This window comes from Caballeronia sp. HLA56, from assembly GCF_054655155.1.
In genome coordinates this window covers 171,664-192,945 of record NZ_BAAHOB010000001.1, presented here as the reverse complement: position 1 = coordinate 192,945, position 21,282 = coordinate 171,664, and the positions used below count along the sequence as shown (strand labels likewise).

The following is a 21,282-nucleotide window of genomic DNA, read 5'->3' as shown; positions in this document are numbered from 1 at the left end:
CGAAAGGACAAAGGAAAAGCGTGCGCGGACAACGAAGGAGACGACTCGAGGGCCGCGCCTGCAACGCATTCTAGGCGCTGTTTTTTACACGCGCGCGCTTGCGCGCCGGAAGCGGCGTTTCCGGCTTGCGACTGGCCGCATCGGCGATGCAATCCGCGAGTTGTGCCGCCGCGTCCTGCCGTCCCTTGCGCGAACGCTCGACCAGCCCGATCTCGCGATGGAACGTGTCGTCGCCCAGACCGAGCGCGACGACGCCGGCAGGCCACGGGCCGATGCCATCGGATACGGGCAAGAGCGCAACGCCCAAGCCGCGCGCGACCATTTGCGCGATGCCTTGCAACTCGTCCACTTCGATGGCGTCGCGCACCGCTATGCGTTGCTTGCGCAAGAAAGTTTCCACTTGCCGTCCGCCGAACGAACGCCGGTCGTAGCGGATGAACGGCGCCGTCTCGATTACTTCGCGCCAGGCGGCGCGCTTCATGGCGGCGGGCGCAAGCAACACGAACGGTTCGGCGACGAGCGTGCGCCAGCGCAATTCGGAAGGTATCGCGAACGGCGGACGAATGATGACGGCCATGTCCGTTTCGCCGGCATCGACCTGTGCGAGCAGCGACAGCGACACGCCCGGCACGAGCCGGATGCGCCACGCGGGCAGCACGCGTCTGAACGCGCCGATGGCGTCGGGCAACAGCGCCGCATGCGCCGATGCAATCGCGCCGACCGACAACGCGCCGCCACGCCCGTCGACGCCCTCGGGTTCGGCGAGGCGCGTATAGAGCGCCATGAGTTCATCCGCGAGTTCCAGCGTGCGGCGGCCCGCCTTGTTGAGCGCGGCGGAGCGTCCGGTGCGGTCGAACAAGGCGAAGCCCAGATGCGCTTCGAGACGCTGCATCTGCGCGCTCACCGCCGACTGCGTAAGCCCGATGTGCGCGCCCGCGCCGGCAAAGGTGCCGTGGCGCGCGACCGCAATGAAAGTAGTGAGTTCGCGCAGCATATTCATTCATCGATAATTTTGGGGCTGACTCCCGCAATATATCGTTTTTCAGCACTTTTATTTGTGAATAGAATTTGGGTCAAACGCTGTCGAACCCCACAAAAAGGAGTTGCACCATGAGCACGACTCAGGCCACCATGCCGCCTTTCCATCTGGCTTTCCCCGTTCACAGCCTTGCGTCCGCGCGCGAGTTTTATGGTGATCTACTCGGTTGTCCCGAAGGCCGCAGTTCACCGGACTGGGTCGATTTCGACTTTTACGGACATCAGATCGTCGCGCATTTGGCGCCCGAGGAAGTGGGGCATCGCACGACGAGCGCTGTAGATGGCGATGCCGTGCCGGTGCGTCACTTCGGCGTCGTGCTGTCGATCCCGCAGTGGGAAGCGTTGGCCGAGAAGCTGCGTGCGGCGAACACGCGTTTTATCATCGAACCGCATGTTCGTTTCAAGGGCGAAGTGGGCGAGCAGGCGACCATGTTTTTCCTCGACCCGTCGGGCAATGCGGTCGAGATCAAGGCGTTTGCCAATATGGCGTCGTTGTTTGCTAAGTAAGATACGGCTTTGATTTGTGTGCTGAAGCGCGCAGCATGATGGCCAGTTTTGCATTGTCATAGCGCGTTCATACGCGCTCTTCTCGATGGCGGATTCCTCTTCGAATTGAATCGCCATGTAAAACGGGACGCTCTTGAGCGTCCCGTTCACGTTTGCAGCGGCTGTTCCGCCGATTATTTCAGACCTCAGTTACCCGAGCCGCTCGCGCTGACCGGTGCGCCTGCGGTGCCGGGCGTGGCCGTGCCGCCAGGCGTGGTCGACGGACCGGGCTTCATCGACGACTGGCTGCTGTGCGTGGCCTTCGAATGAGTCTTGTGCGCATGCGTCGTGGTCGTTTGGGCGTTGTCGCCTGCTTGCAGGCCCGTATTCGAGCTGGGAGGATTGTCCTGTGCGAATGCAGATGCGCAAACCAGGGCAAGTGCGCCAGCGGCGCATGAAATGGCGATACGCTTCATATCGAAAAACTCCTTTTTGCGGTTGCAAGATGCGATGTTGTGCGGCTTGTGGTGCCTCCTTGCTGCTGCGGTGTTGACACGCAGCGGCAAGTCGCATGTTCTTCATCAGCACACGACATGCCACGGTCTGACGATTGGCAAACAGGAGTGCGATGAGTGAAAGACTGGTGGCCATGGCCTCTCGGCAAAGCCCCACATCCAAAACAATTCGCCCCGCGCGACCAACGTCCACGCAGGGCGATTCGACATCATCCAGACACAACCCATCCTCAATGCCCGACCGGCTCCGTAGCCTTCAAATCGCTCGGCAACGCGGCCTGCGGATGCGCGGCCTGCTTGATCAGCAACGCCACCGCCGAGATCAATCCCGCGACGCCGATCACCGCGAAGATGCCGCCGAAGCTGAAGTGCAATCGCGTCAGTTCAGCCACGAGAAACGACCCCGCGATACCGCCGAAGCGCCCGATGCCCAGCATCCACGCCACGCCGGTGCCGCGTCCCTGAGTCGGATAAAACGATGCCGCGAGCGCGGGCATCGACGATTGCGCCGTGTTCATCAACACGCCAGCAAGAAACACGATCAGCACGAGCAGTCCCACGTTGCCCACCGCCTGCCCGATGAAGTACACGCTCACCGCGGTCAACGCATAGCACGCGGCAATGATGCGGTTCGGGTTAAAGCGGTCCATCAACACGCCGCACAAGACAGCGCCCACACCGCCGAGCGGGAACAAAGCGGAGATCAGCGTCGCGCGTTGCGGACTCAGGCCAGATTCCTTGAGGAGAATCGGCATCCAGTTGATCGATGCATAGAAGATCACGAGGCCCATGAAGTATGCGAGCCACAACATGATCGAACCGACGATATACGAGCGCGACAACACCACGCTCACGCCGCCCTGCCCCTGCACCGCGGGCGCCGTCTCCGTCATGAAGAACGATCCTGCGTTGGCCGCCGCCGATGAAATGCGTGCAAGCGTCGCACGAATCTTCTCGGCCGGCTTGTTCTTCGCGACCATGTAGCGCACCGATTCCGGCAGGCTGATGAAGAGCAGCACGACGAGCACGAGCGGCGCCACGCCACCGAGCAGCAGCACGCTGCGCCAGCCGAAATGCGGAATCATCCATGCCGCGAGAAAGCCGCCGAATGCCGCGCCCAGCGGAAAGCCGCAGAACATCAGGTTGATGAGCGTCGCGCGGCGCTTGTCCGGGCAGAACTCGCTCATCATGGTGACGGCATTGGGCATGGCGGCGCCGAGGCCGAGGCCCGTAACGAAGCGCAACGCCGTGAGTTGCGTGAGGCTTGCCGAATACGCCGATGCAAAGCACGCCACGCCGAACAGCAGTACCGAGGACAACAGCATCAGCCGTCGTCCGAGCCGGTCCGACAACGGCCCGGAAAGCAGCGCGCCCGCCGCGAGCCCGAACAACGCAGCGCTCAGAACAGGCGCGAGCGCGGGCCGGCTGATCTGCCATTCGGATACGAGCGATGGCGCGATGAATCCGATGGCCGCCGTATCGAAACCATCCAGCAGCACGATGACGAAGCACATCACGAAGATCAGCCACTGGAAGGGCGAAAACGGGTGCTCGTTGATGAACGTCTGCACGTTCACAGCAGGACTTCGGCTCACTTCATTCCCTCGTCGATAATTGGCAATCGTCGTTCGACTAATGTTCGTCAGGCGAACAGCGATTCACATAGCGAACTAATTCATGCGCGAGAGTACTGAAGTCTGCATGCCTTCGCAACGCGGGCTTACCCGTGTATGTCGGTTGCCTTGCGCGGGGCTGTCGGCGTTTCAAGAAACGCGCTGCCCGTTGCGATAAGTCTCGCGCGGCACAGGCAGACCGTCCGCCAGCGCGACGCGCACGAAGTCGGCGCGCAAGCCCGTCACGATGGCCCCACGGTCGGCGAGTCCGGCCGCGTGCGCGGGTGCCCAAGAAACCGTGGCCACCGCGCGCGGCAAGGTCCATCCCGCCTTCTCGACGAGATCGAACACCGCGATGAGCAGGCTCGAAGGCACGTAATCGGACGAGAGGATGTCGAGCAACCCTTCGCGAGCGAGTTCGAGCGCCGACACGTTGCCCGAGTGCGAGCCGCCACGCACGACGTTCGGCGCGCCCATGATCGTGGCGATGCCATGTTCGCGCGCGGCACGGGCTGCGTCGAGCGTGGTCGGGAATTCCGCGAGCGCAATGCCATCGCGCGCGGCTTCTTCCACATGCTCGATGAGCGTGTCGTCGTGGCTTGCAAGCGAGATGCCCAAGCGCTGACAACGCGCGACGATGTCCGCACGATGCGCCGCCGCGTAACGCGCCTGATGCTCGGCCAGTTGCGCGAGCACGTCATTCGCGTGTTCGTCGCTCCACTTGCCGTGACGTTCCTGATACTTGCGCCACTTTTCATGGTCCTGCCACTGGCGCTGACCCGGCGTATGGTCCATCACCGATGCGAGCCTGAAGAGCGGATGCGCGCTCAGTGAATCGAATACCTCGACCACGTCCGTCGTGCCGACTTCGCAACGCAAGTGCAGGAAGTGATCGGCGCGCAAGAGCCCGCGTTCGACGAACTTGCCGATGGACTGCGCGCAACGCACTTGAAGTTCGCGGCCACGCACGCCGTCTTCGGGACGCGAGCCCACACCGAGCGCATCGAACACGGTCGTGATGCCGGCCGAAGCCACTTGCGCGTCATGCACGATGATCGCCGCTTCGTGATTCCACAGCACGCCGGGACGCGGCGCGAGATGCTTTTCGATGTTATCCGTATGCAGTTCGACGAAGCCCGGCAGCAGATAGTCGCCGTCCCAGTTCAACGCGTCGCGCGTCGCCGTATTTCCCGGCGATACATCCGCGATACAGCCCTCCTCGATGCGCACCGTGCCCGTGAATTCCTCGTTGCGCGTGACGATGCGCGCATTCGTAATCAGCATGTCTGCAATGCTCCGTCTTCGGATGAGTTGACCACTACCGGTGTTGCAAGGCGCACGATGCGGGTTGCCACGCGCTCACGCGTATCTTCGTCGTGAAAGATACCGACGATGGCCGCGCCCCGTTCGCGCGCTTCGACGATGAGATCGGCCACGACGTCGCGGTTCTGTGCGTCGAGCGACGCCGTGGGCTCATCGAGCAATAAGACAGGATGCGCCGCGATCAGCCCGCGCGCAATGTTCACACGCTGTTGCTCGCCGCCGGAAAACGTCGCGGGCGCGAGCGACCATAAGCGTCGCGGTACGTTCAGCCTTGCGAGCAGGACGCACGCGCGCTCACGTGCTTCGTCTGCATCGACGCCGCGCGAGACCAGCGGTTCCGCGACGAGATCGAGCGAAGAGACACGCGGGATGGCGCGGAGAAACTGGCTCACGTAACCGAGCGTGCTTTTGCGCAAGCGGATGATGTCGTGCGGCTCGGCGTCGGTCAGCACGAGATGTCGTGAAGCGCGGCTTTCGTCGCGAATGGCGATACTGCCGCGCGTCGCGAGATAATTGCCGTACATGCAACGCAGAAACGTGCTTTTGCCGGCGCCTGAAGCGCCCGCGAGCACCACGCATTCGCCGCGTTCCACATCGAGCGATACACCCGCGAGCGCTACGATGCGCACACCGCCCTGCTGATGCAGCGTGAAGGTCTTTTCTATGTCGCGTGCGCGCAGCATTAGCTCCGTGCGCGTGGCGAACGCTTCTTCGTCTGTCATAGTCATCTGTTGCACCTCAAACCGGCAGCACGGACGCCACCAGCGTCTGCGTATAAGGATGTTGCGGATCATCCAATACCTGATCCGTGAGACCGCTCTCCACCACGCGCCCGTCCTTCATCACCATCAACCGATGCGCGAGCAAGCGTGCCACGCCGATATCGTGCGTGACGATTACAGCGGCGAGATGCAGCTGGTTCGTCAAGGTACGCAGCAAGTCGAGCAGACGCGCCTGCACGGATACGTCGAGACCGGCGGTCGGTTCGTCCATGAAGACAAGTCGCGGCCCGGTCACGAGATTGCGCGCGATCTGCAAGCGCTGCTGCATCCCGCCCGAAAAAGCCGAAGGCAATTCGTCGATGCGCGTCGCATCGAGCTCGACACGGCCCATCCAGTCCGAAGCCGTCTCGCGCAAACGGCCATAGTGGCGCGCGCCGATGGCCATTAACGGCTCGCCGATGTTCGCGCCCGCCGACACGTTGCGCCGCAATCCATCGCGTGCATTCTGATGCACGAAGCCCCATTCCGTGCGTGACAAAAGTCGCTTGCGTGGCTCGCTGAGCGTGAGCAGATCCAGCGTTTCGCCTTCACGCGTGGTGTAGTCGAGCGCACCTTCATCGATGCTGCTTCTGAGCGCAAGCGCGTTCAATAGAGTCGACTTGCCCGAACCCGACTCGCCCACGATGCACAACACCTCGCCCGGATAGACCGCGAGGTCCACATCGACGCAACCGCCGCGTCCATCGTAGCGTTTGGTGAGTCCGCGCGCATTCAAGAGCGTCTTCATTGCGCCGCCTCCTTTGCCTCTTGCTCGTCGCGGCGGCTGTGACAATAGTCGCTATCGGAGCATACGAACATGCGCGCGCCTTCGTCGTCGACGATCATTTCATCGAGAAAGCTCTCACGCGACCCGCACAGCGCGCACGCATGGTCCCACTTCTGCACGCTGAATGGATGATCTTCGAAATCCAAACTCTTCACCTTCGTATAAGGCGGAATGGCGTAGATGCGCCGCTCGCGTCCCGCGCCGAAGAGTTGCAGCGCCGCGTTCATGTGCATCTTCGGATTGTCGAACTTCGGAATAGGCGAAGGCGCCGCGAGGTAGCGATCGTTCACCAGCACTGGATAATCGTAGGTCGTCGCAATGCTGCCGTGCTGCACGATATCCTCGTAATATTTCACGTTGATGAGACCGTAGTCCGCGAGCGCATGCAGTTTCCTGCACTCCGTCACGCGCGGCTCCAGCCTGTAGAGCGGTTCGGGCATCGGCACCTGGTACACGAGAATCTGCGCTTCCGTGAGCGGCGTTTCAGGAATGCGGTGACGTGTTTGCACGATAGTGGCGTCCGCGGTGCGCGTGGTCGTTGCCACGCCCGCCGTGCGCGCGAAGAAGCGGCGAATGTTGACCGCGTTGGTGGTTTCGTCGGAGCCCTGATCGATCACCTTGAGCGTATCGTCCGCGCCGATGATCGCCGACGTCACCTGCAAACCGCCCGTGCCCCAACCATACGGCAGCGGCATTTCACGCGAGGCGAACGGCACCTGATGCCCCGGCACCGCAACGGCCTTGAGCAAGGCGCGACGAATCATGCGCTTGGTCTGCTCGTCCAGATAAGCGAAGTTATAGCCTTCAATCAGCGCGTTATTCATGCCGTCTTCTCCTTGCCGTGCGATGCACGAAGTCGCCGCAGCAATTCCAGCTCCGACTGAAAGTCCACGTAATGCGGCAGTTTCAAGTGCTGCACGAAGCCCGATGCCTCCACGTTGTCGCTATGCGAGAGCACGAACTCGACATCCTGCGTGGGTGAGCCGATGGTCTCGCCCAACTCTTCCGCTCGCAAGGCACGATCGACGAGCGCCATGGCCATGGCCTTGCGCTCCGAATGCCCAAACGCGAGACCATAGCCTTGCGTGAACTTCGGTGGCACTTCGCCGCTGCCCGAGAACTGGTTGATCATCTGGCATTCGGAGATGTCGATATCGCCGATCTCCACCGCAAAACCGAGCTCATCGATATGCATTTCCACGGCCACTTCACCGTGACGAATCTCGCCTGCGAATGGATGGCTGTGTGCGTAGCCGCGTTGCGTGGCGTATCCCATTGCCAGCAGAAAGCCTTCGTCGCCGCGTGCAAGGTTTTGCAGACGCGTTGCACGATCAGCGGGAAACGCAAGCGGTTCGCGCGAGAGGTCGCCCGGCTCCGGTGAATCTTCCTGCGCGCGTTCCTGCTCGATTAGCCCTTCGTTGTTGAGCATCGACAACACGCGCGGCATATCGTTCGTGGCTTCGGCGTGGTCGCTGGAAGTCGTTGCATCGCTAATCACTTCCCCTTCGGCCAGCAAGCTGAAGTCGATCAGACGCTGGGTGTAATCGTAGGTGCCGCCCAGTATCTGCCCGCCCGGAATATCCTTGAACGCAGCGGAGATGCGCCGTTCCACGCACATCGCTGCCGTGTCCACGGGCAAGGTGTAGCCAAAGCGCGGCAACGTCGTGCGATACGCACGCAGCAGAAAGATCGCCTCGACCAGATCGCCCGCCGCCTGCTTGATGGCGAGCGCCGCGAGTTCTTCATCGTAGACCGAGCCTTCGGTCATCACGCGCGCCACCGCGAGACGCAACTGCTCGCGAATCTGCGCGACGCTCAGCTCGGGCACCTGCAAGTCGCCGCGCCGATGCTTGGCGAGCACATCCCATGAACGTTCGATGGCTCTTTCGCCACCCTTCACCGCGACGTACATCAGTTCACCTCCACTTGCGTCGTGCGCGGCAAGCCGACGAGCGCGCCGCCCGCCACGAAATAACAATCCATGCCGCACGGAAACTGCGCGGTTAGCGCCGCGCGCTGTTGCCAGAAATCGCGCGTGAGTCCCGCAATGGCGACACTGCGCTCGTCTTCGATCCCCGGACCGCGCCACGCGAGCGGCTCGCCCTCGGTCAACGAAGGCACGCGAATGAAAAGCGTCGCCGCATCTTCCGGCGTTTCCGGTTCGCCCGACGAGAAGGCATCGAGCGCGGGCAACGCGGCTGCATCGCCGAGATAGGCGAACGCGGCTTCGCTGTGATTCGGCGTGAGCGGCGCGCTTGCATGAAAGCGCAAGGCATCGCCGAATGCGGCGTTCCCGCCTTCGATGAATACAGGCGTCGAATAATCGGCGAGCGCGAGCAGCGACGCGAAAGCTGCAAGCGGCACGCGGTGTGCAAGCGCATCGCGCATGGCGTGATTGTTCGGCAACGCGGCATCGATCGCGACGATGCTGCCCGGACGCGACAACGCTTCCAGCAAAGCGCGAAAGACGCGTTGGGCATCGTGCACCGGGTCGTTGAAGCCGGGCACAAGAGCGGCCATGTCGATCTGCATCATTCCCCTCTCACCATCGTAAAGAATTCGACCTTGGTCGTAGCCGCTTCCGCTTCCTTGCGGCGCCGTTCGTCGGCGAGACGCGCGGCCAACGGTGCGATCACTTCCGTCTGCAAGCGCTGCGCATGCGCGGGCGTCTGCAGCAACGCGTCGATCAGCGCTGCGAGCTTCGCGCGCTCCTTGTCGCGGCCCATATGCACCGCGACACCGACCGGCGCGCTGCCGTCTTCCATATGCAAACGCAGCGTGGCACGCGTGACGGTAGTCTCGCCGAGATTGAAGGCATCTCCCGAGCCGCCGATGCGCGCCCGCACCATTGCCAGGCCGATATCCGGCGCGCGCAACCAGTCGAAGCGCGGCACACTCATGCCTTCGAGCGCCGCCTGCAAACTCACGCGCGGCGTGCGCGCCAGCACCGCCATCCATTCGCGGCGGTCGAACGAACGAGCCTCGTCGCGCGGCTCCTCTCTCTGACTCATGGCTTTCCCTGATGATTTGTACGTTGCGGGCATCTTAAGCTACGCGGCTTTCGTCTGGTCGTCTAGACGTCTGGATAAGTGGGCTTTCATATTTCCATCACCATTTGCGCACTACAATGCCCAACAGCGATATTCAAACCGACGGGAATGACACCTACATGACATCGAACGAAAACGCGGCGCCGGGACACGCCGTCGAACGCGGCGCGGGGGTCGCGGTCTGGCGGCAGATCGAGCAGATACTCTCGGCGGAGATCGCCTCGAAGAGCTTCGGCGAGGAAGGCCGTCTGCCGAGCGAAGCGGAACTGGCGCGGCGCTTCGACGTGAATCGTCATACCGTGCGCCGCGCCATGCTGCGTCTTGCCGCAACGGGTCTCGTAAGCGTCGAACAGGGACGCGGCACCTTCGTGCAGCCTGGAGCGATCGACTATCAAATCGGCAGGCGCACGCGCTTCACGGAAAACATTCGCCGTCAGAAGCAGACGTCCACGGGCGTCGTGCTCTCTTCCGAACGCGTGAAGGCCGACCCTACCGTCGCGAAGGCGCTCGCTCTGCGTGCGGGCACGCTCGTCTATCAGCTCGAAACGCGTCATGACTCCGACGCCGTGCCGCTGACCTACGCACGCAACTGGTATCCCGCCGCGCGTTTTCCCGAGCTTCCCACGGTGATCGAAGCGACAGGCGGCATCACTGCGGCGCTCGCGGAGTTCGGCGTCAAGGACTATATGCGCAAGTGGAGCCGTATCGGCAGCGTGTTGCCTTCGTCGGATGTCGCGCGGCGCTTGCAGATCAACCGGCAGCAGCCGGTGCTGTGGGTCGAGAATGTGGATGTCGATGAACGCGGCGTGCCCGTCAAGTACGGCGTGACTCACTTCGCGGCAGATCGCGTGCAGTTGATGGTCGAGCACGATCTATGAGCGCTGCATGGAGTGACGAAGCGCGCATCGCACTGTATTACGCGCCGCCCGCCGCATCCGCATGGTGGCGTGCTGGTTGCGAATGGCTCGGGCGCGACGCGGAAAGCGGACTCTCGATGGAAACGGCAGCGCACGACATCACACGCGCGCCGCGCCGCTATGGTTGGCATGCGACCATCGTGCCGCCGTTCCATTGCGCGAGCGGCGTGCAACCCGCCGATGTGCTCGCGGCCGCGCGTGCCTGGGCGTCGTCGGTCACGCGCTTTGAGATGCCGGTGCGCGTAGCGGAAATGGGCCGCTTCGTGGCGTTGCGCGCATCGGAGGAAAACGACGACGAACGCTTGCGCGAAATGGCCGCAAGCGCGCTGCAAGCGCTCGCAGCAGTTCGCGCGATGCCATCGGCAGGGGACATCGAGCGGCGCATTGTCGACGGCATGAGCGAGCGGCAAATCGCGCTCGTACGTGAATGGGGCTATCCCTATGTCTTCGATGAATACCGCTTCCACATGACCCTCTGCGATTCGCTCGATGACACCCACGCGCGCGGTTCGGTCGTATCGGCATGGACGCGCAAGATCGACACGCTCGGCGCGCTGCCTGTGCATGGTGCGGCGCTTTTCGTGGAAAGCGCACCGGGCGAGCCGTTCACCTTGTGGCAGCGGCTGCCGTTCAACAACGTACGGGAAGGGGCATGAGCCAGAACGACACACTCGATAGCGCACGACTCATCTATGTCATGGGCCCGTCGGGCGCGGGCAAGGACTCGCTGCTCGGCTTTGCGCGCGAACGCGTCGGCGCACGCGTGATGTTCGCGCATCGGTACATCACGCGTGCAGTCGGCGACGGCGAGAACCACATTGCGTTGACGCATGAAGAATTCAAGGCGCGTCTTTCGTATGGACTTTTCTCGATGCATTGGGAAAGTCACGGCCTGTGCTATGGCATTGGCATCGAAGTGGATGCATGGCTCGAACGCGGCAGACCGGTGGTCGTGAACGGTTCGCGTCAACACGCGGATGCCGCCCTCTCCCGCTATCCGCATGCATGCTTCGTTTATATCGATGCCGCGCCCGCAGTGCTGGCCGCGCGGTTAGCAAGGCGCGGACGTGAAGACGCGCGGCAGATCGAAGCGCGTCTTGCGCGCCGTCCTTCCCTCGAACTGCCCAGGCATGCGCGCGTGGTGAACATCGACAACTCCGGGCTTCTGGCCGACGCGGGCACGCAATTTCTCCGCGCCATAGACGAGACCGGCTCATAATCGCCGGAACGTTTCTTGCGAACGCCCACGACATTCCTTCGATAAAAGATTACCTATGAAATCCGGACGATCGAAAGACACGTTGTCAGGCGTCACCGCCGAATCGCAGTTTCGCACCTATGCCTCACCGCTCGTTGAAGAAGCGCTGCAGCACGCGCATGAACTGGAACAGAGCGATGATGCCGAAACACTGCACAAGCTCAGGATAGCGCTACGGCGTCTGCGCAGTCTCTTTTGGGCGTATCGCCCGATCCTCGACGATGCGTTCGACGACAAGCAGCGCGCCCTCTTGCGTTATCTCGCGCAGGCAGCCGGCAGCACGCGCGATTGGGACATCCTGATCGAATTGATGAGCGAGCATGAAGACACGGATCTCGCGCAGGCATTGCGCGGCCATCGCGATGCAGCATTGAGGACCAGTAAAGCGACACTCAATAACGCGGATATCAAGGGCGTCTTGCGCGAAGCCGTGGCGGAAGCCAACCGCGAACTCAACACCGCAAGAAAGCGCGTGGCTATCGAGCAATTCGCTTCTGACAGAGTTCGTAATGCGCGAAGACAATTGAAGAAACGCATCAAGCGCGTGCGGCAAGTGAAGCGCCCGGAATATGCCGCGCTGCACGAAGTGCGCAAAGCGGGTAAGAAAGTGCGCTACCTGATGGAGTTCTTCATGCCCCTGCTTGCCGAGAAGGAACGCGGTGGACTAAAGCAGCTGAAGCGTCTGCAAAAGCATCTGGGCGCATTGAACGATGTCGTTGCGAGCCGCGATCTCCTCGACAAGAGCGACGCCTTGCCCAATGCCGCCGCCGCGAAGCCAGCCTTGCGTACTTTGAAGAAGCAACAAAAGCGCCGCATGAAGCAGGCGCTCAAGTCGCTTCGATAACGCCTTCTAGATCACGCGCTCGCGCACCCATCCCGACGCCAGATCGATCAGCGATACGATCACCACGACGATCAGCATGACCGCTGCGGTCTGCGCATAGTTGAACGAGCGGATGGCCTCGTAAAGCACTACGCCGATGCCACCCGCGCCAACCATGCCGACGACCATCGCCGAGCGCACGTTCGACTCGAATCGATACAGCGCGAACGAAATCCACAGCGGCAGCACTTGAGGCAACACGCCATACACGATCTCGTCGAGACTACTCGCTCCCGTGGCGCGCACGCCCTCGGCGGGACGCGCATCCACCGCTTCGACCGCTTCCGCGAAGAGCTTCGCCAGCACGCCCGTGGTATGCACCCACAGCGCGAGCACACCTGCAAACGGCCCGAGCCCGACCGCGACGATGAACAGCATCGCGAAGACCATCTCGTTGATCGCGCGGCACGCGTCCATGAGCCGCCGCACTGGTTGCGCGATCCACACCGGCGCGATGTTCTGCGCCGACAGCAAGCCGCAAGGCACCGCGCAAATGAGCGCGAGCGCCGTGCCCCAGACAGCGACGGCGAGCGTCACGATCATCTCGTGCGCGTACGTGCGCCATTCCGTGAAGTCGGGCGGAAAGAAGTCGCGCGCGAACTGACTCATGTTGCCGGATGCGCCGAGCAGATCGAGCGGACGCATGTCCGCGCTTTGCCACGACGCGCCGAGTACGGCGATAAGCACGATCCAGCCGAGCATCGACACCCAGCTACGCTTGCCGCGCGGCGCTTGCACAGGCGCTTCCTCGGGCTTGCTCACACCCGCGGCAAAGGTCGAGATATCGAGCGGCTTCATCACTTCGCCGCCAAGCCATCGAGCGCGGACAACTGCTGATCGAGCGATGCGATTTGCGCTTTCTTGTCGGCGTCATCCAGATGAGCGTTGTTCTGCACCTGTTCCTTCTTGTGAAAGAGCGCCATCTGACGAATGGGCACGAGCTGCGCATTGGACGATGCCGCGAAGCCCGAATAGCCGGAGATAGCCGTCATCACGGACTGTTCGCGCGGGTCCTTTTCGCCGTAGTGAACGAAGAAGTTCAGCAGCTTGTCCTTCGTTGTCTGCGGCAGATCGCGACGCCACACGAGCGGGTCTGACGCGATGAGCGGCGACTTCCACAGCACACGCACCTTCGGATATAGCTCGGGATGCTGCGTCTTGATGGTGTCGAGCATGTCGGTGTTGTTGGTCGCGACATCGATCTTGTCGTTGACGACCGCGAGCATGTTGGCTTCATGGCTCGAAGGCAACACGCTCTTGAACGAGGTCTTCGCCGAAAGCCCGTTCTTCGCGAAGAGATAATATGAAGGCACCAGCGTGCCGGAAGTGGAGTTCGGATCGCCGAAGCCCAAATTGATATCGTGGCTGTTCTTCAGCACCTGATCGACGCTCTTCCACTTGCTGTTGGCGTTCGTGATAAGCACGGAGTAGTAGCCCGCCTCGCCGCTCTTGTACTTGACCTTCGCAAAGACTTCGCCGTTGGAGCGGTCCACCGCTTCGATGGCGGACGCGTTGCCGAAGAAGCCGATCTGCACCTTGTTGAAGCGCATTGCTTCGATAATGCCCGCATAGTCCGTGGCGAAATACGCCTTCACATCGAGACCGGTCTGTTTGTTCAGATCGTCGATGAGCGGTTGCCAGCGTTGCTTGAGCGCCGACGAAGAATCCGTCGAGATGATGCCGAAGCTGAGCGTATCGGCAAAGGCCACCGAGTTCAGGAAGCATGACGCGAGTGCCGCGCCGGCCAGGAAGGTACGGGCTGATTTCATGGAGATGCGGTCCGTAGTTTGATTGCGATTCAGGATGTGGCGACAGAGGCAAAAATCGCGGAGAGATGTTCACGCTCGTCGTGATCGGCCAGCAATTCAGCGGCGGCCGCGCCGTACAGTTCGCGCAACAGCATGGGCGTGAGCTTCGCGGATGCGCCGTCGTAGACCACGCGGCCATCGCGCAAGGCAACCGTGCGCGTGCAGTACTTCATCGCTATGTCGATCTGATGCAGCGACACGATCACCGTGAGTCTGTGATCGCGATTTAGCGACTGCATGAGCTCCATCACGCGCCGCGCAGATTCAGGATCTAGCGAGGCAATTGGTTCATCCGCGAGCACGATGCGCGCACGCTGCACGAGTGCACGCGCGAGCGCCGCACGTTGCTGCTGTCCGCCCGACAGGTTGCTCGCGCGTTCGAGCGCATGTTCGCCAATACCCATCGCGGTAAGCGAGTCCATCGCCAGCGCGCGTTCGTCGCGCGGAAAACGCCCTGAGAGACGCCGCCATAGCGACACACGCGTAAGCGCGCCGATGAGTACGTTGGTGATTACCGAAAGACGTCCCACCAGATTGAACTGCTGAAACACGAAGGCGACATCGCGACGAATGGCGCGCACTTCACGCACGATCTTGCCGTTCTGCTGAATCGGCCTGCCGAGCAGCGTCACATGCGAGGGCGCCGCATCCGATGCGATAAAGCCCGCGATATGGCGCAAGAGCGTCGATTTGCCCGAGCCCGACGCACCGATGAGCGCGACCATTTCGCCCTCTTCCACGCGCAGATCGACGGCATCAAGCGCCTTGCGGCCATTGCGAAACGTCTTGGTGAGACGCTCGATACGAATTGCGTCCATGGCTTTCCTCGTCTGCCGCTGTAACGTTGGGCAAATTCTAGAAAGGCAACATGACGAGAAAGTGACGCTGATGAGACGTCTAGATGAATACATCACCTGGCGCGTGCGGCCGGGAGTTTATTCTTCGAGAAACCACGTGCCTTGGCACTCGGTGCGAATGAAATCCGCAAGCAGTTTGACGCGTGCGACATCGCGCGTTTCGGCAAGCGTCACGAGCCAGTAAGAACGACTCAGCGCAATTTGATCCGCAAAAAGCCGCACCAGGTTCGGTTCCCTGCGCGCCATGAAACACGGCAGCACGCCGAGACCCACGCCGCCCGCGACGGCGGCCGTCTGACTGATCACGTTGGAGATGCGAATGGTCGGCGTGAGCGTGCTCGATACCTGCGGCAGATAGTTCAGTTCAGCGGACCACATCTGATCCTCGACATAGCCGACCCACGGATGCGTGAGCAGATCGCGACGCGTGACGATTGCCGCATGTGTCGCGAGATATTCGCGCGCGGCATAGACGCCCAACGCATAGTCCGTGAGCTTGTGCGCATAGACGCGCCCTTGCGCTGGCCGCGTCATGCTGACAGCGAGATCGGCTTCGCGCTTCGAAAGACTGAACATGCGCGGATTCGCGATCAATTCGATCTCGAGTTGCGGATGCATGGCCGAGAGCTTGGAAATACGCGGCGCGAGAAAGTAAGTACCGAAGCCTTCCGGCGTGCCGATGCGCACGCTTCCCGTCAGACCAATGGACGCATCTTCGAGACGATGCCGCATGTGCAATGCAAGGCTCTCCATGCCTTCCGCATCGCTTAGTACGCGTTCGCCTTCGGGGGTCAGCACAAACCCTAGGGAACTGCGGTCGAACAGTCGCACACCGAGTGCGGTTTCAAGCGCGGCCACACGCCGGCTCAGGGTCGAATGATCCACGCCCATTTGCTGCGCGGCCACGGTGAGCCTGCCCGCGCGCGAAATGGCGAGAAATGCCTGAATGTCGTCCCAGTCGAAACCACGCATGAGGATTTCTGCACAGAGCGATTGCCGATTTGCCCATTCTATTGCAAGAAACACGCTGCTATCTTTTCTTCAACTCTGCGAATGCGGAGCAGACGATGCGGCTCGATCGTCACGACACTAAAGCCTGAATGGAGACAAACAGCATGTCGCTCATTGCGAAACTCAAGGCGCGCGCGCAGGAAGGCAAGCCGGTCAAGGTCGGTCTGATCGGTGCGGGCAAATTCGGTTCGATGTATCTCTCGCAAGCGCCGCGCACGCCCGGCATTCATCTCACCGGCGTGGCCGATCTCTCGCCCGAGCGCGCGCGTGCCGCGCTCAAACGTGTGGGCTGGGATGAGGCGCGTTATTCGGCAGCATCGTGGAACGAAGCCATCGGCAACGGCTCGACCTATATCACCGACGACGCCGATGCCATGATCGCAAGCGACCATGTCGATATCGTGATCGATGCAACGGGCAGCCCTGCCGCGGGCATTCATCACGCGCTGCTGTGCTGCAAGCATCGCAAGCACATCGTCATGGTGAACGTGGAAGCCGATGTGCTCGCAGGCCCGCTGCTCGCACGCCGCGCACGAGAGGCGGGCATCATCTATTCGATGGCTTCGGGCGATCAACCCGCGCTCATCGCGGAACTCGTGGACTGGGCACGCACCATCGGCTTCGATGTAATCTGCGCGGGCAAGGGCACGAAGTATCTGCCGATCTACCATCAGTCGACGCCCGATACCGTGTGGGGCCATTACGGCTTCACCGAGGAACAGGTCGGCTCCGGCGACTTCAACGCGCAGATGTTCAACTCGTTTCTCGACGGCACCAAGTCCGCGCTCGAGATGGCCGCTGTTTCCAACGGATGCGATCTGCGTCCGCCCGCCGACGGCCTCGCGTTCCCCGCATGCGGCGTGGACGATCTGCCAAGCGTGCTGCGTCCCGCATCGGAAGGCGGGATCCTGCCGCATCGCGGTAGCGTGGAAGTAGTGTCGTCGCTGGAACGCGATGGGCGCCCCGTGTTCCGCGATCTGCGCTGGGGCGTCTACGTCGTCATCGAAGCCCCCACGGACTACGTGCGCGACTGCTTCTCGCAGTACGGTCTCAAGACCGACAGCACGGGTCGCTTCGCCGCCATGTACAAGCCGTATCACCTGATCGGCCTGGAACTGGGCCAGTCGATCGCGAGCATCGCCGTGCGTGGCGAAGCAACCGGCGCGACAACTGGCTTTCATGGCGATGTCGCCGCCACCGCGAAGCGCGATCTGCGCGCGGGCGAGCGGCTCGACGGCGAAGGCGGCCACACCGTGTACGGCAAACTGATGCCCGCTGCGGACTCGTTGCTGCTCGGTGCGTTGCCTATCGGCCTTGCGCACAACATGGTGCTGCAACGCGCCGTGCCTGCGGGACAACCCGTGCGCTGGAGCGATGTGGCATTCGACGCAAGCAAGGAAGCCGTGCGGGTACGACGCGAGATGGAAGAATTCTTTCGCGCCGAGATGAAGCTTGAACTACCGTCGCAAAAGCTCGCGAGCTAGTTCATCGATGAAGACATTTTGATCCGCGGCACGCCCGGTCCATCTCATGGTCCGGGCGTTCGCCATCTCTAAACGCCCGGCAAAGGGCGACGGAGGAGACATGAGCCAAATCAGCGAAACTCTCGGCGTTACGCAAGCAGGCAGTGCGGACGTCTACCGCAAGATCACGTGGCGCATCATGCCGTTCATCGTGCTCTGCTATCTCTGCAACTATCTGGACCGCGTCAACGTGGGCTTCGCGAAGCTGCAGATGCTTTCCGATCTCGGCTTTTCGGATGCGGTGTATGGCCTCGGTGCCGGTATCTTCTTTATCGGCTACTTCATCTTCGAGGTGCCCAGCAATCTCATCCTGCATCGCGTGGGCGCGCGGCGCTGGATTGCGCGCATCATGATCACGTGGGCGATCGTTTCGGCGCTCACGCTCGTGGTCAAGACGCCGTTTCAGTTCTATCTCGTGCGCTTCTTTCTCGGCATCGCGGAAGCGGGTTTCTCACCGGGCATCATGCTGTATCTGACGTACTGGTTCCCGGCGAGAAAACGCGGCTTCGCCTATGGTGTGTACTACATCGCCATTCCGCTTGCCGGCATCGTGGGGGGTCCGTTGTCGGGCTGGATACTGACCGCGTTCAAGCATTCGGCCGTGATGTCGGCGTGGCAATGGCTGTTCCTCATCGAAGCAATTCCAGCGTTTATCGTGGGTTTCGCCGTGCTCTTCATGATGGTCGACAAGCCAAGCAAGGCACGCTGGCTCACCGACGACGAGAAGCGTCTCGTGACGCAAGCAGTCGAGCGCGAGGAAGGCGACAAGACCGCGCACCACGACGCCCGCGCGTTCCTTTCCGACCGCAACATCTGGAAGCTTGCCGGCGTTTACTTCTGCCAGATCATCGGCCTCTATGGCATCAGCTTCTGGCTGCCGTCGATCATCAAGGACACAGGGCTCAAGAACGTCGAAGTGATCGGCTGGCTCTCGGCGATTCCGTATATCGTCGCGATTCCCGCGATCATTCTCACGGGCATCAGCGCCGACAAGTTCCGCTCCCGGCGCATGCACTTCTCCATTGCGCTCGTGATCGGTGCAATAGGCTTTGCGGCAAGCGGATACGTGGGACAGCAACCCGTGCTTGCGGTCATTGCGTTGAGTGTGGCGGCCGCTGGAATCTTGTCCGCGCTGTCGCTGTTCTGGGGCATTCCGGCTGCGTTTCTTGCGGGAACCTCGGCGGCGGCGGGCATTGCAGGAATCAATTGCGTAGGCAATCTCGCGGGTTTCGTGTCGCCGTATATGGTCGGGTGGCTCAATGTCACGACGCATAACAACAGCATCGGACTTTATGCGGTTGCAGTGTTCATGGTGATCGGCGCATTCGCGGTGCGTTCGATTTCCGGGAAGCTAGCGGATCATTGAAATCGAGCGACGAACGAGCCGCCTGCCGTTTTCAACGAACATGGCAGGCGGCCGTGCTTTTTGCAACGCTGCAAGGGCCGACGCGCGTCGATAAAATGGGTGCATGACCGACTCGTCTTCACAATCCTCGAGCACGCCGTCGCGCGCACCCGAACACGACTTGCCGCTGCACACGCCCAGCACCGCATCGCTCGGCGTGGCGGCCGCCATCGCCATGATTGCGTGGCTCGCGCTGGCCGCGCAGACGGATATCACCATCGCGCGCATGGTCGGACGCGGCTTTACCGTGATCGACGGCATTGCGCGTACCACCAGTTATCTCACCAACCTCACGGTGTTCTTGACGGCGTTATGCTTCACCTGCGTGGCCATACGCGCGAACGCGCCCATTGCGCGCTTCTTTCGTCAACCGACGGTGGTAACGGCGGTGGTCGTGTATATCGTGTTCGTGGGCATTGCCTATAACGCGTTGTTGCGATGGCTATGGACGCCATCGGGTTATCGTGCGCTCGTCAATGAATCGCTGCATACGGTCGTGCCCGCGCTCGCCGCGCTTTACTGGGTGCTCTTCGTGCCGCGCTTTCATCTGTCATTGCGGCGCTGCGCCTTATGGCTCGTCTATCCGCTCTGCTATCTCTTCATTACGTTATGGCGCGGCAGTGCATCCGACTTCTATCCCTACTGGTTCATCAACGTGGCGGAACTCGGTTACGAGCGCGTGTTCTTCAACTCGGCCATGCTAGTCGCCAGCTTTCTGATTCTGATGAGCGTATTCATCGTCATCAATCACAGACGCCAGGACTTGCGCATTTCCGACCCCGGCATGGAATCGGACGACACGGGCCCATCGCGTTAGTCACGATTCACGAACAGATCGGCGACGAATGCGGCAGTCAACGCCAGCGCGCCGCATGCGAAGATCAGCGCGTAGTTGTTATGCGTATGCGAGAAAAGAAATGAGTAGCCATAGCCGCCGACCGCCTGAAAGAGCGCGAACGCCGAAGTCGCGCGACTCCATGAGGCGCGCTGCTCCGCGTGATCGTGCGGCAGCAATTCATGCACGCGGCCCAGTGCAAGCGGCACGATACCGGGCGTGAAGAGCCCGAGAATCACGGTCGCAAGGCCGATCACATAGGGATGGCCCGACATCGCGAGCAGCGCGGCTGCAGCCGCCTGCACGATCAACGCGTAGCGGTACGCGCGGCCAAAGCCGATCCGGTCGCCCAAATTTCCGCAGATGAGCGGCCCGAAGATAGCCGCCACGCCATACAGCACCCAATAGCTCGCACCGACGCCGGCGCCGCGTCCGATCCCTCGCGCGATGTAGTCGACGAGCAGAATCATCGCGGGCACGAGACCCAGTGCGTTCGCCGCGTATTGCGCGTAAAGCAGGCGCAGACGCGTGCCGTCATGACGCGCGCCATGCGCCTCCTTGGTCACGGCAGGCACGGGAGGATTCGTCGATGGCCAGCCGAACCAAGCGACAGCCGTCAACACAAGCGAGAACACGCCGAGTCCGATCCACGTCGCCTGCAAGCCGTAATGCAGCAGCCGCGGAATGAGCGTGCCCGATGCCGCGATGCCGAAGCCCAGCCCGAAGAAGATCATGCCGCTTGCAAAGCCGCGCCGTGCGGGCGCGATATGCGGAAGGATCGTGGTTGCGACGAGCACCATGATCGCGCCGCCCGAAAGTCCCGAAAGAAAGCGCCAGCCGAAGAACCAGGCAATCGACAACGGAAACGCGCATGCGAAAAACGCGGCCGTGGCAATGGCCATCAAGAGGCGCAACGCGAGCCGGTTGCCGAGCGTCGATGCCATGGCCCTGCCGAACAACGCGCCCGCGAGATAGCCCGCGAAATTGGCTGCACCCAACGTCACCGCTTGCGACGACGTGAACCAATGCGCTTCGATAAGCGGTGGAATGAGCGGCGTATAAGCGAAGCGCGCGAGACCTATCGCGACGAGACTCGCGCAGAAGCCCGCGAGCATGGCGTAGATGGAACGCATGTCGAGTGAATCCGATTGACCGGCGCGTAAGGCCGACGCTTGATCCTGCATGATGTTGACTCCCGGAGCGAATGGCGTG

At 61.8% G+C, this 21,282-nt stretch carries 23 protein-coding genes; 8 read left to right on the top strand and 15 right to left on the bottom strand.

Going from position 1 to position 21,282, the window contains the following annotated elements; genetic code table 11:
* Positions 1–70: 70 nt before the first annotated feature.
* A complete protein-coding gene (locus ACYQ47_RS00950; protein ID WP_459904216.1) occupies positions 71–994 on the bottom strand; it encodes a LysR family transcriptional regulator in 924 nt (307 codons plus the stop codon).
* A gap of 116 nt (positions 995–1,110) precedes the next feature.
* On the opposite strand from ACYQ47_RS00950, the gene ACYQ47_RS00945 reads away from it, so the two are divergent.
* Positions 1,111–1,545: a VOC family protein gene (locus ACYQ47_RS00945; RefSeq protein ID WP_459904215.1), complete on the top strand. Its 435-nt coding sequence runs from the start codon at positions 1,111–1,113 to the stop codon at positions 1,543–1,545.
* Positions 1,546–1,730: 185 nt separating this feature from the next.
* Here ACYQ47_RS00945 and ACYQ47_RS00940 read toward each other — a convergent pair whose 3' ends face one another.
* From ACYQ47_RS00940 to phnG, 9 genes are all read right to left on the bottom strand, one after another.
* Positions 1,731–2,000 (bottom strand): hypothetical protein, encoded by a 270-nt coding sequence (locus ACYQ47_RS00940; protein WP_244828771.1) that lies wholly within the window; start codon positions 1,998–2,000, stop codon positions 1,731–1,733.
* Between the two features lie 269 nt (positions 2,001–2,269).
* Positions 2,270–3,634 (bottom strand): MFS transporter, encoded by a 1,365-nt coding sequence (locus ACYQ47_RS00935; RefSeq protein ID WP_244828773.1) that lies wholly within the window; start codon positions 3,632–3,634, stop codon positions 2,270–2,272.
* Between the two features lie 168 nt (positions 3,635–3,802).
* A complete protein-coding gene (locus ACYQ47_RS00930; protein WP_244828774.1) occupies positions 3,803–4,936 on the bottom strand; it encodes an alpha-D-ribose 1-methylphosphonate 5-triphosphate diphosphatase in 1,134 nt (377 codons plus the stop codon).
* The gene (gene phnL / locus ACYQ47_RS00925; protein WP_459904214.1) at positions 4,930–5,703 is read right to left on the bottom strand and encodes a phosphonate C-P lyase system protein PhnL; all 774 of its coding nucleotides are present in this window, start codon (positions 5,701–5,703) and stop codon (positions 4,930–4,932) included. The genes ACYQ47_RS00930 and phnL overlap by 7 nt, the downstream gene beginning before the upstream one ends.
* A gap of 10 nt (positions 5,704–5,713) precedes the next feature.
* Positions 5,714–6,484 (bottom strand): phosphonate C-P lyase system protein PhnK, encoded by a 771-nt coding sequence (gene phnK, locus ACYQ47_RS00920; protein ID WP_244828775.1) that lies wholly within the window; start codon positions 6,482–6,484, stop codon positions 5,714–5,716.
* Positions 6,481–7,347: an alpha-D-ribose 1-methylphosphonate 5-phosphate C-P-lyase PhnJ gene (locus tag ACYQ47_RS00915; protein WP_459904213.1), complete on the bottom strand. Its 867-nt coding sequence runs from the start codon at positions 7,345–7,347 to the stop codon at positions 6,481–6,483. Before ACYQ47_RS00915 ends, phnK begins: the two co-directional genes overlap by 4 nt.
* Positions 7,344–8,435: a carbon-phosphorus lyase complex subunit gene (locus ACYQ47_RS00910; protein ID WP_459904212.1), complete on the bottom strand. Its 1,092-nt coding sequence runs from the start codon at positions 8,433–8,435 to the stop codon at positions 7,344–7,346. The genes ACYQ47_RS00915 and ACYQ47_RS00910 overlap by 4 nt, the downstream gene beginning before the upstream one ends.
* Positions 8,435–9,058 carry a phosphonate C-P lyase system protein PhnH gene (phnH, locus tag ACYQ47_RS00905; protein ID WP_459904211.1) on the bottom strand — a complete coding sequence of 208 codons (624 nt, stop codon included), beginning with the start codon at positions 9,056–9,058 and terminating at the stop codon, positions 8,435–8,437. Before phnH ends, ACYQ47_RS00910 begins: the two co-directional genes overlap by 1 nt.
* On the bottom strand, positions 9,055–9,534 hold the full coding sequence (gene phnG / locus ACYQ47_RS00900; RefSeq protein WP_459904210.1) for a phosphonate C-P lyase system protein PhnG: 480 nt from the start codon (positions 9,532–9,534) through the stop codon (positions 9,055–9,057). The genes phnH and phnG overlap by 4 nt, the downstream gene beginning before the upstream one ends.
* A 158-nt stretch (positions 9,535–9,692) precedes the next feature.
* On the opposite strand from phnG, the gene phnF reads away from it, so the two are divergent.
* Genes phnF through ACYQ47_RS00880 form a run of 4 tightly spaced genes read left to right on the top strand, consistent with a single transcriptional unit; the run spans position 9,693 to position 12,592 of the window.
* Positions 9,693–10,451, top strand: a complete 759-nt coding sequence (phnF, locus tag ACYQ47_RS00895) for a phosphonate metabolism transcriptional regulator PhnF (protein WP_250467518.1) — start codon at positions 9,693–9,695, stop codon at positions 10,449–10,451.
* Positions 10,448–11,146, top strand: a complete 699-nt coding sequence (locus ACYQ47_RS00890; protein ID WP_459904209.1) for a DUF1045 domain-containing protein — start codon at positions 10,448–10,450, stop codon at positions 11,144–11,146. Before phnF ends, ACYQ47_RS00890 begins: the two co-directional genes overlap by 4 nt.
* Positions 11,143–11,709 carry a phosphonate metabolism protein/1,5-bisphosphokinase (PRPP-forming) PhnN gene (gene phnN / locus ACYQ47_RS00885; RefSeq protein ID WP_459904208.1) on the top strand — a complete coding sequence of 189 codons (567 nt, stop codon included), beginning with the start codon at positions 11,143–11,145 and terminating at the stop codon, positions 11,707–11,709. The genes ACYQ47_RS00890 and phnN overlap by 4 nt, the downstream gene beginning before the upstream one ends.
* A gap of 55 nt (positions 11,710–11,764) precedes the next feature.
* Positions 11,765–12,592, top strand: coding sequence for a CHAD domain-containing protein (locus ACYQ47_RS00880; RefSeq protein ID WP_459904207.1), 828 nt, complete (start codon positions 11,765–11,767; stop codon positions 12,590–12,592).
* Positions 12,593–12,598: 6 nt separating this feature from the next.
* Here ACYQ47_RS00880 and phnE read toward each other — a convergent pair whose 3' ends face one another.
* The 4 genes from phnE to ACYQ47_RS00860 form a co-directional block, all read right to left on the bottom strand.
* Complete coding sequence (gene phnE, locus ACYQ47_RS00875) at positions 12,599–13,333, bottom strand: phosphonate ABC transporter, permease protein PhnE (protein ID WP_370652221.1); 735 nt, start codon at positions 13,331–13,333, stop codon at positions 12,599–12,601.
* A 95-nt stretch (positions 13,334–13,428) separates the two neighbouring features.
* Positions 13,429–14,400: a phosphonate ABC transporter substrate-binding protein gene (gene phnD, locus ACYQ47_RS00870; RefSeq protein ID WP_459904206.1), complete on the bottom strand. Its 972-nt coding sequence runs from the start codon at positions 14,398–14,400 to the stop codon at positions 13,429–13,431.
* 29 nt (positions 14,401–14,429) lie between these two features.
* The gene (gene phnC / locus ACYQ47_RS00865) at positions 14,430–15,257 is read right to left on the bottom strand and encodes a phosphonate ABC transporter ATP-binding protein (RefSeq protein ID WP_310394083.1); all 828 of its coding nucleotides are present in this window, start codon (positions 15,255–15,257) and stop codon (positions 14,430–14,432) included.
* A gap of 117 nt (positions 15,258–15,374) precedes the next feature.
* Positions 15,375–16,268, bottom strand: a complete 894-nt coding sequence (locus ACYQ47_RS00860) for a LysR family transcriptional regulator (protein ID WP_250467523.1) — start codon at positions 16,266–16,268, stop codon at positions 15,375–15,377.
* Between the two features lie 143 nt (positions 16,269–16,411).
* Between ACYQ47_RS00860 and ACYQ47_RS00855 the strand changes: the two genes are divergently transcribed.
* From ACYQ47_RS00855 to ACYQ47_RS00845, 3 genes are all read left to right on the top strand, one after another.
* Positions 16,412–17,791 carry an NAD(P)H-dependent oxidoreductase gene (locus ACYQ47_RS00855; protein ID WP_250527013.1) on the top strand — a complete coding sequence of 460 codons (1,380 nt, stop codon included), beginning with the start codon at positions 16,412–16,414 and terminating at the stop codon, positions 17,789–17,791.
* Between the two features lie 100 nt (positions 17,792–17,891).
* Positions 17,892–19,196, top strand: a complete 1,305-nt coding sequence (locus ACYQ47_RS00850; RefSeq protein ID WP_244828789.1) for an MFS transporter — start codon at positions 17,892–17,894, stop codon at positions 19,194–19,196.
* A gap of 103 nt (positions 19,197–19,299) precedes the next feature.
* Complete coding sequence (locus ACYQ47_RS00845) at positions 19,300–20,052, top strand: Pr6Pr family membrane protein (RefSeq protein WP_459904205.1); 753 nt, start codon at positions 19,300–19,302, stop codon at positions 20,050–20,052.
* Here the strand turns inward: ACYQ47_RS00845 and ACYQ47_RS00840 are convergent.
* Positions 20,049–21,254 carry a YbfB/YjiJ family MFS transporter gene (locus ACYQ47_RS00840; protein WP_250510398.1) on the bottom strand — a complete coding sequence of 402 codons (1,206 nt, stop codon included), beginning with the start codon at positions 21,252–21,254 and terminating at the stop codon, positions 20,049–20,051. The genes ACYQ47_RS00845 and ACYQ47_RS00840 overlap by 4 nt on opposite strands.
* Between the last annotated feature and the right edge of the window lie 28 nt (positions 21,255–21,282).

What these genes read in the sequence shown, in the direction of transcription:
- ACYQ47_RS00950 (WP_459904216.1), bottom strand. Translation starts at nt 994, where the DNA reads ATGCTGCGCGAACTCACTACTTTCATTGCGGTCGCGCGCCACGGCACC.
- ACYQ47_RS00945 (WP_459904215.1), top strand. Translation starts at nt 1,111, where the DNA reads ATGAGCACGACTCAGGCCACCATGCCGCCTTTCCATCTGGCTTTCCCC.
- ACYQ47_RS00940 (WP_244828771.1), bottom strand. Translation starts at nt 2,000, where the DNA reads ATGAAGCGTATCGCCATTTCATGCGCCGCTGGCGCACTTGCCCTGGTT.
- ACYQ47_RS00930 (WP_244828774.1), bottom strand. Translation starts at nt 4,936, where the DNA reads ATGCTGATTACGAATGCGCGCATCGTCACGCGCAACGAGGAATTCACG.
- phnL (WP_459904214.1), bottom strand. Translation starts at nt 5,703, where the DNA reads ATGACTATGACAGACGAAGAAGCGTTCGCCACGCGCACGGAGCTAATG.
- phnK (WP_244828775.1), bottom strand. Translation starts at nt 6,484, where the DNA reads ATGAAGACGCTCTTGAATGCGCGCGGACTCACCAAACGCTACGATGGA.
- ACYQ47_RS00915 (WP_459904213.1), bottom strand. Translation starts at nt 7,347, where the DNA reads ATGAATAACGCGCTGATTGAAGGCTATAACTTCGCTTATCTGGACGAG.
- ACYQ47_RS00910 (WP_459904212.1), bottom strand. Translation starts at nt 8,435, where the DNA reads ATGTACGTCGCGGTGAAGGGTGGCGAAAGAGCCATCGAACGTTCATGG.
- phnH (WP_459904211.1), bottom strand. Translation starts at nt 9,058, where the DNA reads ATGATGCAGATCGACATGGCCGCTCTTGTGCCCGGCTTCAACGACCCG.
- phnG (WP_459904210.1), bottom strand. Translation starts at nt 9,534, where the DNA reads ATGAGTCAGAGAGAGGAGCCGCGCGACGAGGCTCGTTCGTTCGACCGC.
- phnF (WP_250467518.1), top strand. Translation starts at nt 9,693, where the DNA reads ATGACATCGAACGAAAACGCGGCGCCGGGACACGCCGTCGAACGCGGC.
- ACYQ47_RS00890 (WP_459904209.1), top strand. Translation starts at nt 10,448, where the DNA reads ATGAGCGCTGCATGGAGTGACGAAGCGCGCATCGCACTGTATTACGCG.
- phnN (WP_459904208.1), top strand. Translation starts at nt 11,143, where the DNA reads ATGAGCCAGAACGACACACTCGATAGCGCACGACTCATCTATGTCATG.
- ACYQ47_RS00880 (WP_459904207.1), top strand. Translation starts at nt 11,765, where the DNA reads ATGAAATCCGGACGATCGAAAGACACGTTGTCAGGCGTCACCGCCGAA.
- phnE (WP_370652221.1), bottom strand. Translation starts at nt 13,333, where the DNA reads ATGCTCGGCTGGATCGTGCTTATCGCCGTACTCGGCGCGTCGTGGCAA.
- phnD (WP_459904206.1), bottom strand. Translation starts at nt 14,400, where the DNA reads ATGAAATCAGCCCGTACCTTCCTGGCCGGCGCGGCACTCGCGTCATGC.
- phnC (WP_310394083.1), bottom strand. Translation starts at nt 15,257, where the DNA reads ATGGACGCAATTCGTATCGAGCGTCTCACCAAGACGTTTCGCAATGGC.
- ACYQ47_RS00860 (WP_250467523.1), bottom strand. Translation starts at nt 16,268, where the DNA reads ATGCGTGGTTTCGACTGGGACGACATTCAGGCATTTCTCGCCATTTCG.
- ACYQ47_RS00855 (WP_250527013.1), top strand. Translation starts at nt 16,412, where the DNA reads ATGTCGCTCATTGCGAAACTCAAGGCGCGCGCGCAGGAAGGCAAGCCG.
- ACYQ47_RS00850 (WP_244828789.1), top strand. Translation starts at nt 17,892, where the DNA reads ATGAGCCAAATCAGCGAAACTCTCGGCGTTACGCAAGCAGGCAGTGCG.
- ACYQ47_RS00845 (WP_459904205.1), top strand. Translation starts at nt 19,300, where the DNA reads ATGACCGACTCGTCTTCACAATCCTCGAGCACGCCGTCGCGCGCACCC.
- ACYQ47_RS00840 (WP_250510398.1), bottom strand. Translation starts at nt 21,254, where the DNA reads ATGCAGGATCAAGCGTCGGCCTTACGCGCCGGTCAATCGGATTCACTC.